At 73.4% G+C, this 10,034-nt stretch carries 12 protein-coding genes; 7 read left to right on the forward strand and 5 right to left on the reverse strand.

The features are described 5' to 3' along the window. Positions 1–9: 9 nt before the first annotated feature. A complete protein-coding gene (fdhA, locus tag ACIWVC_RS26685; RefSeq protein WP_396454731.1) occupies positions 10–1,224 on the reverse strand; it encodes a formaldehyde dehydrogenase, glutathione-independent in 1,215 nt (404 codons plus the stop codon). 278 nt (positions 1,225–1,502) lie between these two features. Here fdhA and ACIWVC_RS26690 point away from each other — a divergent pair, with 278 nt between their 5' ends. From ACIWVC_RS26690 to ACIWVC_RS26700, 3 genes are all read left to right on the forward strand, one after another. Beyond that, on the forward strand, positions 1,503–2,318 hold the full coding sequence (locus tag ACIWVC_RS26690) for an SAM-dependent methyltransferase (protein WP_396449192.1): 816 nt from the start codon (positions 1,503–1,505) through the stop codon (positions 2,316–2,318). Positions 2,319–2,585: 267 nt separating this feature from the next. Continuing rightward, on the forward strand, positions 2,586–3,098 hold the full coding sequence (locus ACIWVC_RS26695) for a hypothetical protein (RefSeq protein ID WP_396449191.1): 513 nt from the start codon (positions 2,586–2,588) through the stop codon (positions 3,096–3,098). A gap of 158 nt (positions 3,099–3,256) precedes the next feature. Next, a complete protein-coding gene (locus ACIWVC_RS26700) occupies positions 3,257–3,445 on the forward strand; it encodes a DUF5999 family protein (RefSeq protein WP_396449221.1) in 189 nt (62 codons plus the stop codon). Between the two features lie 33 nt (positions 3,446–3,478). On the opposite strand, the gene ACIWVC_RS26705 is transcribed toward ACIWVC_RS26700, so the two are convergent. Next, entirely contained in the window at positions 3,479–4,123 is a 645-nt protein-coding gene (locus tag ACIWVC_RS26705) for a YdcF family protein (RefSeq protein ID WP_396449190.1), read from the reverse strand. 125 nt (positions 4,124–4,248) lie between these two features. Here ACIWVC_RS26705 and ACIWVC_RS26710 point away from each other — a divergent pair, with 125 nt between their 5' ends. Continuing rightward, on the forward strand, positions 4,249–4,518 hold the full coding sequence (locus tag ACIWVC_RS26710) for a hypothetical protein (RefSeq protein ID WP_396449189.1): 270 nt from the start codon (positions 4,249–4,251) through the stop codon (positions 4,516–4,518). 37 nt (positions 4,519–4,555) lie between these two features. Beyond that, entirely contained in the window at positions 4,556–5,212 is a 657-nt protein-coding gene (locus tag ACIWVC_RS26715) for a trimeric intracellular cation channel family protein (protein ID WP_396449188.1), read from the forward strand. Positions 5,213–5,351: 139 nt separating this feature from the next. On the opposite strand, the gene ACIWVC_RS26720 is transcribed toward ACIWVC_RS26715, so the two are convergent. From ACIWVC_RS26720 to ACIWVC_RS26730, 3 genes are all read right to left on the reverse strand, one after another. Further along, positions 5,352–6,161, reverse strand: coding sequence for an ArsR/SmtB family transcription factor (locus ACIWVC_RS26720; protein ID WP_396449187.1), 810 nt, complete (start codon positions 6,159–6,161; stop codon positions 5,352–5,354). 103 nt (positions 6,162–6,264) lie between these two features. Continuing rightward, on the reverse strand, positions 6,265–7,062 hold the full coding sequence (locus tag ACIWVC_RS26725) for an SAM-dependent methyltransferase (protein WP_396454732.1): 798 nt from the start codon (positions 7,060–7,062) through the stop codon (positions 6,265–6,267). A 39-nt stretch (positions 7,063–7,101) separates the two neighbouring features. Further along, positions 7,102–7,761 (reverse strand): PepSY domain-containing protein, encoded by a 660-nt coding sequence (locus tag ACIWVC_RS26730; protein ID WP_396454733.1) that lies wholly within the window; start codon positions 7,759–7,761, stop codon positions 7,102–7,104. Positions 7,762–7,877: 116 nt separating this feature from the next. On the opposite strand from ACIWVC_RS26730, the gene ACIWVC_RS26735 reads away from it, so the two are divergent. Both ACIWVC_RS26735 and ACIWVC_RS26740 read left to right on the forward strand, forming a co-directional pair. Beyond that, complete coding sequence (locus ACIWVC_RS26735) at positions 7,878–8,558, forward strand: response regulator transcription factor (protein ID WP_396449184.1); 681 nt, start codon at positions 7,878–7,880, stop codon at positions 8,556–8,558. A 1-nt stretch (position 8,559) separates the two neighbouring features. After that, a complete protein-coding gene (locus ACIWVC_RS26740) occupies positions 8,560–9,990 on the forward strand; it encodes a sensor histidine kinase (RefSeq protein WP_396454734.1) in 1,431 nt (476 codons plus the stop codon). Positions 9,991–10,034 lie beyond the last annotated feature (44 nt).

A 10,034-nucleotide genomic window follows, 5' to 3' on the forward strand; every position in this document is an offset into this window, starting at 1 on the left:
CGGCGGGCGTCAGGCCGCGGACCCCAGCACGCCGTGCGGGTCCAGGATGTACTTGCGCGCCGCGCCCCGGTCGAACTCGGCGTACCCTTCGGGCGCCCGGTCGAGCGGGATCGCCGACGCGTTGACGTTCCGCGCGATCTCCGCCCGGTCGTGCAGGATCGCCATCATCAGCTGCCGGTTGTACTTCATCACCGGGCACTGCCCCGTGACGAAGTACTGCGACTTGGCCCAGCCGAGCCCGATCCGCAGTCCCAGTTGCCCGACCCTGGCGTTCTCGTCGGCGGCGCCGGGATCGCCGGTGACGTACAGGCCGGGGATGCCGAGCCCGCCCGCCGCGCGGGTGATCTCCATCAGGGTGTTCAGGACGGTCGCCGGCTGCTCCCCCGCCGAGCCCCCGGAGCCGTGGCCGCGCGCCTCGAACCCGACGCAGTCGACGGCCGCGTCCACCTCGGGGACGCCGAGGATCTGCTCGATCCGCCCGGGCACGTCGTCGTGCCGCGACAGGTCGATCGTCTCGCAGCCGAAGCCGCGGGCCTGCGCGAGCCGCTGCTCGTTCAGGTCGCCGACGATCACGACGGCGGCGCCGAGCAGCAGGCAGGCGGTCGCGCACGCGAGGCCGACCGGGCCCGCGCCCGCCACGTACACGGTGGAGCCGGTCGTCACGCCGGCGGTGCAGGCACCGTGGTAGCCGGTCGGGAAGATGTCCGACAGCATCGCGAGGTCCGGCAGCTTGGCCATCACGGTGTCGCGGTCGGCGGGGAACTTGAGCAGGTTGAAGTCGGCGTACGGGACGACCGCGTACCGGGCCTGCCCGCCGTGCCAGCCGCCCATGTCGACGTACCCGTAGGCGGCGCCCGGCCGCTCCCGGTTGACGTTCTCGCAGACGCCGGTGTGGCCCTCCTTGCAGTTGCGGCAGCGGCCGCACGCGATGTTGAACGGGACGCTGACGAGGTCGCCCTCCTTGACGAACTCGACGTCCCGGCCGGTCTCGATCACCTCGCCGGTGATCTCGTGGCCGAGCGTCAGCCCGGCGGGCGCGGTCGTCCGGCCGCGCACCATGTGCTGGTCGGAGCCGCAGATGTTGGTGGCCAGGACCTTCAGGATCGCCCCGTGCTGGAGCTTGCGCCCGCCCTGCTCGGCGAGTTCGAGCTTCGGGAAGTCCAGGTCCTCGACCGTGACCTTGCCCGGCCCCTGGTAGACGACGCCTCGGTTGGCGTCCGCCACGGTTGCTCCCTCCGCGTTGACGATCGGTGCGGAACCCCATACCCGACTTGTGTCCCTTAGTCCGTTTTTCGGAGGCTGGTTCAGGTCCCCGGGCACCGCAGGACTGCGAGGACACGGCGGCCGGCCGGCCCGCCCGCCCGGATCCCCGCACCCCGGCTCCGCGGAAACCGCACCCCGGGGCGCGAAAGGCCCTCCCCCACAAGGGATTCGGGCCTATGCTCGGGTCAGGACCACCTGCGCCGGCGGCGCAGGCGTTTGGACAGAAGGAGCCGCACGTCGTGGCCGATGAGCTTCCCGAGAGCGCGCCCCCCGGCATCGATCCCTCAACGCCGACGTTCGCGCGGGTGTACGACTACTTCCTCGGCGGGAAGGACAACTTCGCCGCCGACCGCGAGGTGGCCGACATGGTGATGGAGCTCGTCCCGGAGGCGCCCGTGGTGGCGCAGGGCAACCGGGTCGCCATCGAGCGCGCGGTGACGTACCTGGGACGCGACGTCGGCATCGACCAGTTCCTCGACATCGGATCGGGGCTGCCGACCGCGTCCAACGTGCACCAGTTCGCGCGGGCCGCGAACCCCGCCGCGAAGGTCGTGTACGTCGACAACGACCCGATCGTGCTGGCGCACGGGCGGGCGCTGCTCACCGAGGACGGCGTCGCGACGTTCATCCAGGGCGACCTGTACGAGCCGGAGAAGATCTTCTCCCACCCCGCGCTGACCGGGATGCTCGACCTGTCGCGCCCGATCGGGGTCGTGCTGGCCGCGATCATCCACCACGTGCCGGACGAGCGGGACCCGGCGGGCGTCGTCCGGGCCCTGGTGGAGCACCTCGCGCCCGGCAGCCACGTCATCCTGACGCACCTGCACGACTCGGGGAACGACCCGCGCGTCGAGGAGGCCAAGCGCATCCTGCAGTCGGGCCTGGGCGGCTCCTACTTCCGCCACTCGTCGGAGATCGCGCGGTTCATGGACGGGCTCACGATCCTGGAGCCGGGCGTCGCCAACGTGACCGAGTGGCGCCCCAACGGGCCGGCCGGGCCGCTGGAGCACCCCCTGCACACCCAGATGGTGGCCGTGCTCGGCCGCAAGGACTGAGTCCGGGAAACCCGGATTCAGCGGAGAGTGAAACCGGGCCGCCGGGCGCGGGCGGTCCGGGAGGCTCGGAGGGCCGGTTCCCGCAGGCCGCGCGGTTGCGGACGCGGCGACCGCCCGGTTTCGGACGCCGGCCCCGATCATGAATCAGTAAAGGATCTTTCTGATCGACTTTTCCGTTGTCAACCCTTTCTTGTAGCGTTCGCAGCGTTTTGTGAAGTGCATTCATGATCGGACCTTCCCGCCACAAGATCATGTGAGGACGCCGCGATGCCCCTGGCGACAGGCCTGGCCGCGGCCGCGCTCCTGGGCCTCGTGACGCTCCTGGCCACCGCGCGGCACGGCAGGCGCCGACAACGCTCGTACCGGCACGGCTCGGACCGCGAGCACCCCGAGTCCCTGACGACCGTCCTCGGGCCCGGGGACGAGGAGTACCTCGCGTGGCTCGCCGACCACCACTGGCCCGGGGACGAGTACCTCGACCTTGAGCAGGAGTGGCTCAACGAGATGGCCTTCGGCGAGCCGGCGGGGGGCTACGAGGCGCCGCTGTGCCCGCGCTGCGACCTCCGGCGCGAGGACGTGTGGCCGTGCCCCACCTGCGGCCGGCTCCTGCACTCGTCGTGCGGCCACGGGATGCGCCGCCGGGCGGTCGACCGCCCGTACCGGACGCACGCGACCAACTCCGAGGCCGTCATCGCCGAGTGGATCTGCACCGGCTGCACGTCCGTCGTCGGCCTGGACGTGGACCACGGCGACGAGCCCGACGGTGGTCTCTTGCGGTGAATCGCCCCAAATGCCCGATCTCACCGCGCTTCACACGCACTGAACGGTAAAGAATCCGCCATCCACTTGCATATTTCGGACGCACGGCGGCAGGCTGCAGTATGTCCTTAATCACAGGGACACCGTGGAGGAACCCCGTGACCGCTCAGCACGACACCATCTGCACGCACGAGCCGCAGTGTCCGGCGCCCGACGACCTCGACCGCGAGGCCGCGCGGATCGTCGCCGCCCACCCCGAGCAGGGATGGAGCCTGCTGTGCAACGGCATCGTGGTCTTCGAGGACACCGGCGAGCTGCTGCCGGACGGCCGGGTCATCGCCCCGCACCGCCCGATCACGACCGCGTAGCGGGCGCGCACCGGCCGCGCCGACCGAGGCGCGTCATCTGATCACGTGCCTGTCGTATCCCAGCCGGGCGAGCTCCTCGTAGGCCGCCCACACCTCCGCCGGGACGGGCATCGGCACCTGGAAGCCGCGTTCCGCGTACACCACCATCCGCTGCAGGTCCCCCACCATCAGCTCGATGAACCGGCGCTCGTCCGCCTCGAACCCGTCGAACCCGAGGTCGGGCGCGGCGGCGGACCAGTCCACGCCGGGCCACTGCCGCCGCGCCGTCGCGACCGCCCGCCGCGTCATGTAGGGCTTGGCGACCAGGATCCCGCTCCGCACCGCGATCCCCCGCTCCCCCAGCAGCCGCCGCGACGCCGTGATGTTCTCCCCGGTGTTGGCCGCCGTCTCCTCCAGCAGCAGGGCGTCCTCCGGGACGCCGTGCTCGCGCACGACCCGCCCGAACACCCGCGCCTCGGTCTCCGCCCAGGCCGAGGTGATCTTGCCGCGCCCGCCCGAGACGACCACCAGCGGCGCCCATCCGTCATGCCAAAGCCTCGCCGCGTGCGCCGCGACCCGCGTGTCGTGGCACCCCAGCGCGAGGATCACGTCAGCCTTGGAGAGAGGCCCGGACAGCACCAGGTGGTCCCAGACGGTCCTCGCCAGCTCGCGCGCACGCGCGTCCACATGAGACTCCACCGGGTCATTGTCCCCGGCGCCCCGCATGTCGGGCTCCCATCCGGCGGGCGGTCCCGATAACGTTCAACTGTTTTGTTACTTACGCAAGAATCATGTGGAACTCGACCGCGAAAGGACGGTGTGGTGTGATCACAGTCCTGGTGCTCGCGTGCCTGCTCGCGCTGTTCGGCCTCTGCCTGCCCCGCCTGCTCCGCCCCATGCCGTCGAGGGCCGCGCCCGGCGCACCGCCCGCCGGGGCGGCGCACCCGGAGTCCATGGTCGCCGAGCTGGACCCCGCTGAGGAGGAGTACCTCGCCGGCCTCGCCGACGAGCTCTGGCCCGACGACGAGTACCTGGAGCTGGAGCGCACCAGCGACGGCGAGGAGGAGTCCGGCGGCAGCGGCATGCGGCTGTGACGTGCGCGCCGCGCCCGCCCCTCGGCAGGTACGGGCGATGAGCACCCAACCGCCGCTGCTGCTCGCGCTGGACCTGGCCGGCACATTCGCGTTCGGGCTGAACGGGGCGCTGACGGCGGTGCGGGCGGCGCGGCTGGACGTTGTCGGCGTCGTGTCGCTCGGCATGATCACGGCGCTGGGCGGCGGCGTCGTCCGCGACGTCCTCATCGGCGCGGTCCCGCCCGCCACGTTCGTCGACTGGCGCTACTTCGCCCTCGCCGCCGGCGGCGGGCTGCTCGCGTTCGCGTTCAGCAGGCGGCTCGGCCGCCTGGACATGCCGATCACGGTCCTGGACGCCATCGGGCTGAGCACGTTCGCCGTCATCGGGGCGAGCAAGGCCCTGTCCTACGGGCTGGGGATCGGGCCGGCGCTGGCGCTGGGGGTGGTCACCGGGGTCGGCGGAGGCACGATCCGGGACGCGCTCGTCCTGCAGATCCCGTCGGTGCTGCGCAGCGACCTGTACGCGATCCCGGCCCTCGTCGCGGCGGGGATCACCGTCGCGGCCGTCAAGGCCGACCTCTACGCGCTGCCCTCCGCGCTGCTCGCCGCGGGCGCCTGCTTCGTCATCCGGATGCTCGGCGTCCGCTACAACCTCAACGCCCCGCGCCCGCCCGGCACCGCCGCCGAGGACGACCCGCCCGGCGGCGGGCGGTGAGTCGGCGCCCCGGCCGGGCGAAGGCCGCGGCCTCCTCGGCGTCGCCGAGGTCGGGCGAGACGACGGTGCGCGGGACAGGACGGTGTGCGGAACAGGACGGTGTGCGGGACAGGTCGCGGTCGCGGAAGTGGCCGGCCGGTCAGACGCTGGGCAGGGGGGCGCCGGTCTCCAGCAGGGTCTTCAGGCCGGACAGGACGTGCGGCCAGCCGTGCCGGGACATGTCGAGCAGCGCCTCGCCAGCCCGGTGGACGACGGTCAGCTTGACCGTCTCGCCGGCGGGCTCGATGTCGAAGGTCACGGTGGAGCGGGGCTCGGCCATGAGCCTGCGCCGCGTCTCCTCGTCCACGCCGACGCTCTTCGCCCACTCGGGGGTGAAGGTGTGCCAGGTGTAGGAGAGCCGGCGGCCGGGGTCGGCTTCGAGGACGACCTGCTCGGGGTCGGCGGTGGTCGCGCCCTCCTCGTGCCACGTGATCGTCGAGCCCGGCTTCCAGTCGGTCTCGAAGGAGACGCCCCAGTAGCCGCGGGTGAAGGCGGGGTCGGTGAGGGCCTGCCAGAGGCGCTCCGGCGTGGTGTTGATGTAGGTGGTGTAGACGAACTCGCTTGCGGTCATCGGGGCCTGCTCCAATGCGGTCTTCAGGTCGGCGAGCGCGCGCGCCCGGTGCCGGTCGTACCGGCTCATCCAGCGGTCGGCGATGGCGTTGATGGGGGCGGCGTCGAGGTAGTGGAGCTTCTCGCGCCCGCGGCGCATGGCCGTGACGAGCCCGGCGGCCTCCAGGACCGCCAGGTGCTTGCTGACCGACTGCCGGGTCATGTCGAGCCCGGCGCACAGTTCGCGGAGGGTCTGGCCGTTGCGGGCGTTGAGGCCGTCCAGCAGCCGGCGGCGGCTCGCGTCGGCGAGCGCCTTGAAGACGTCGTCCTCGTCCATGTCCTCGTCCGTGCGAGCGCCCATCTGCCCGCCAGTGCCTTCGTCGCGGCCGCCGTCCGGACATGCAGCCATCCGGTTGTCTGAAACGATAGGCAACCGGATGGTTGCATGTCAACGGCGCGGGCGGTCAGGGCTTGCGGCCCACCCCGCCGAACGCGTCGACCGCCTCCTGCTCGCCGGGCGTGTCCGGGCGCCAGTGCGTCACCGGGACGATCCCCGGCTCCAGCACCTCCAGGCCCTCGAAGAACCCGGCGATCTGCTCGGGCGTCCGCAGCGCCAGCTGCGCGTTTCCGGAGGCGTTCCACACCTCCACGATCCGGTCGGACGCCTCTCCGTGGATGACGTTCGTCCCGTCGTACATCGCGAAGTAGCTCCCGGACGGCACCGCCGCCATCAGCCGCCGCACGATCCGGTACGCCTCCTCGTCGTCGGGGACGAACTCCAGGATGCCCATCAGCGTGAACGCGATCGGCTTGCTGAAGTCGAGCGTCTCCGCGGCGGCCTCCAGGATCGCGTCGGGCTCCCGCACGTCGGCGTGGATGTAGGCCGTGCGGCCCTCGGGGGTGCTGGTGAGGAGCGACTTCGCGTGCTCCAGCACCAGCGGGTCGTTGTCGACGTAGACGATCCTCGACTCAGGCGCGGCCCGCTGCGCGACCTCGTGGGTGTTGTCGACCGTGGGCAGGCCGGTCCCGATGTCGATGAACTGGCGGATGCCCGCCTCGGCGGCGAGGTGCCACACGACCCGGTTCAGGAAGAGCCGGGACGCGCGCGCCAGCCGGGCCACGTCCGGCAGCATCCCGAGGATCTGGTCGCCGACCTCGCGGTCGACCGGATAGTTGTCCTTGCCACCCAGCCAGTAGTTCCAGATGCGCGCCACGTGCGAGACGCTGGTGTCGATGTCGGGGCCGGGTCTCTGTTCACTCATGCGCACCTCCCCTGGTCCCCTTCCCCGCCGCGACACGCGTCAGTCCTGTTCCGCCTCCCTGTCGAGAACCCCGCCTGTGGCGGCGTCGACGGTGATCTCGTAAGCCGTCCCGTCCTCGCCGGTGACGTCGACCTCCCAGACGGCCTTGCCGTGCCAGGTCTCGAACTCGGCGGACGTCACCCGTCCGGAGACCGCCTTCAGCGCCGCGCCGGCCGCGGCCGGCGCGGTCACCTTCGCCCGGCGCAGGGCCGCGGGGTCCTCGTCGCGGTCGCCGTCCCGGTCGTCGCGGTCGTCGGCGCGGTTCGCCAGGACCTCGCCGGTTGCGGCGTCGACGGCGATGTCGCGCCGGTCGCCGCCGTCGGTGACGACGTCGATCTCCCAGGCGGTCACGCCGTGCTCGTCGTCGAGTTCGATCTCCGCGACCCTGCCGGGCGCCGCCTTCAGCGCGGCGTCCACCGCCCGCGCGACCGGCACCTCCGCCGCGGCCGGAGCGCCGCCGCCCCCGCTGCGGTCGCCGGGCCGGGTACCGGGCCGGTCGCCGGTGGGGGTCGCGCTCGCGCCCGGCCCGTCGTCGTCGTGCGCCGCGGCCACCGCGGCCGTCGCTCCCCCGGCCGCCAGGACGCCCGCGGCGGCCACCGTGACCAGCAGCCCGCGTCCCCTGGCCATGCGCCCGGCCAGGCGCCGTGCGTCGATCTTCATCGGACTCCGCCCCTTCGTGCCCTCCGACGTTGCGGAACCGACGATGCCGGGCGTTCCTGTAGCGCTCCTGAAGCAACCTGAAGCCGTCTTCAGGCGGGGTTTGGCAGGCTGAGGGCATGCGCCTGCTGATCGTGGAGGACGAGAGGCGCCTGGCCGCGTCCCTCGCGCGGGGGCTGGCGGCCGAGGGCTTCGCGGTGGACGCCGTCCACGACGGCGCCGAGGGCCTGCACCGGGCGCTCGGCGGCGGCTACGACCTGATCGTCCTGGACATCATGCTGCCCGGGATGAACGGCTACCGGGTGTGCGCGGCGCTGCGGGCGGCGGGCGACGAGACGCCGATCCTGATGCTGACCGCCAAGGACGGCGAGTACGACGAGGCCGAGGGCCTCGACACGGGCGCCGACGACTACCTCACCAAGCCGTTCTCGTACGTGGTGCTGGTGGCCCGCGTCCGCGCGCTGCTGCGCCGCCGGACGCGCGGCGCCGCGCCCGCCATCGTGCTCGGCGACCTCACCGTGGACCCGGCCGCGCACCGGGTGTTCCGGGGCGACGCGGAGGTGGAGCTGACCGCCAAGGAGTTCGCGGTGCTGGAGCACCTGGCGGCGAACGCGGGGCGGGTCGTGTCCAAGGCGCAGATCATGGAGGCGGTCTGGGACTTCGCCTACGACGGCGACCCCAACATCGTCGAGGTGTACGTGAGCGCGCTGCGCCGCAAGCTCGACGTCCCGTTCGGGCGCCGGTCGATCACGACGGTGCGCGGCGCCGGGTACCGGCTGGCCCGGGACGGGGGCGCCTGAGGTGGCCCGCCGCCCGTCGTCCGTCCGGGCCCGGACGACCGTGGGCGCGACCGCCGTGGTGGCGGGCGCGCTGGTCGCCGCGGGGCTCGCGGTGGTGCTGCTGCTGCGCGCGAACCTCGCCGGGCAGGCCGACCTGCGCGCCGAGGTCGCGGCGCGGGAGGTCGCGGCGCAGCTCGCGACCGGCGTCCCCTACGGGGCGCTCGACCTGCCCGACGCCGAGGACCATCCGGTGCAGGTCGTCGGCGAGGACGGCCGTGTCCGGGCGGTGAGCGAGGACCTGGAGGCGATTCACGGCACCGGCTCCTCCGAGGTGCGGCCGGGCGGTTCCGGGCGCGGCCGCGGCGACGACGATGACCGGGGCGACGACCGGGACGACGATCCCGGACGGGGCGAGGTGTCGGACGGCGACCCGGCGTTCACCACCGGCGGCGCGACCGTGGACGGCCGGACCGCCGGCTACCGGTTCGCCGCGGTCGAGGTGACGACTCCGCGGGACGAGACCGTCACCGTGTACGCGGGCGCCGACCTGGCCGCCGCCCGGGACGCGGTCGGCACGGTCACCCGGGCGATGCTGGCCGGGCTGCCGCTGCTGCTCGCCGTGGTCGCCGGGGTGACGTGGCTGGTCACGCGGCGGGCGCTGCGGCCGGTGGAGGCCGTGCGGGCGGAGCTGGCGGAGATCACCGCGTCCGGCGACCTGGCCCGGCGGGTGCCGGTGCCGGAGTCGCGGGACGAGATCGCCGGGCTCGCAGCGACGACCAACGAGACGCTCGCCGCGCTGGAGGAGTCGGTGGCGCGGCAGCGCGGGTTCGTCGCCGACGCCTCGCACGAGCTGCGCAGCCCGATCGCGTCGCTGCGCACGCAGCTGGAGGTGGCGGCCGCGCACCCGGGGCTGCTGGACGTGGACGGGCTCGTGGCGGACGTCGTGCGGCTCCAGCACCTCGCCGCCGACCTGCTGCTCCTCGCGCGCATCGACGCCGGCGACCGCCCGCCGGCCCGTCCGGTGCCGCTCGGGCGGCTCGTCCGGGACGAGCTGGAGCGGCGCGCGGGCGCCGGCCGGGTCGCGGTGCGCGCGTCGATCGAGGGCGACCCGCGGGTCATGGGGGTGCCGGGACGGCTGTCGCGGGTGGTCGGCAACCTGCTCGACAACGCCGAGCGGCACGCGGACGCCGCGGTCGAGCTCTCGCTGCGCGAGGAGGCGGGCACGGCCGTGCTGCGGGTCGCCGACGACGGGCCGGGCGTGCCGGCCGCCGACCGGGAGCGGATCTTCGAGCGGTTCGTGCGGCTGGACGACGCGCGCAGCCGGGACGAGGGCGGCGCCGGGCTGGGCCTCGCCATCGCCCGGGACCTGGCGCGGGCGCACGGCGGGAGCATCGCCGTCGGCGACGCCCCCGGCGGCGGCGCGGTGTTCGAGGTGCGGCTGCCGGCTACTTGAGGAGTTGGCGGGCCATGACCATGCGCTGGATCTGGTTGGTGCCC

This window comes from Actinomadura sp., assembly GCF_044508335.1.
Classification (GTDB): Bacteria; Actinomycetota; Actinomycetes; order Streptosporangiales; family Streptosporangiaceae; genus Spirillospora.

Bases quoted from the DNA above. Each gene is read 5' to 3' on its own strand.
- ACIWVC_RS26695 (WP_396449191.1), top strand. From the start codon at position 2,586: ATGCCCCTGGCGACAGGCCTGGCCGCGGCCGCGCTCCTGGGCCTCGTG.
- ACIWVC_RS26715 (WP_396449188.1), top strand. From the start codon at position 4,556: ATGAGCACCCAACCGCCGCTGCTGCTCGCGCTGGACCTGGCCGGCACA.
- ACIWVC_RS26720 (WP_396449187.1), bottom strand. From the start codon at position 6,161: ATGGGCGCTCGCACGGACGAGGACATGGACGAGGACGACGTCTTCAAG.
- ACIWVC_RS26725 (WP_396454732.1), bottom strand. From the start codon at position 7,062: ATGAGTGAACAGAGACCCGGCCCCGACATCGACACCAGCGTCTCGCAC.
- ACIWVC_RS26730 (WP_396454733.1), bottom strand. From the start codon at position 7,761: ATGAAGATCGACGCACGGCGCCTGGCCGGGCGCATGGCCAGGGGACGC.
- ACIWVC_RS26735 (WP_396449184.1), top strand. From the start codon at position 7,878: ATGCGCCTGCTGATCGTGGAGGACGAGAGGCGCCTGGCCGCGTCCCTC.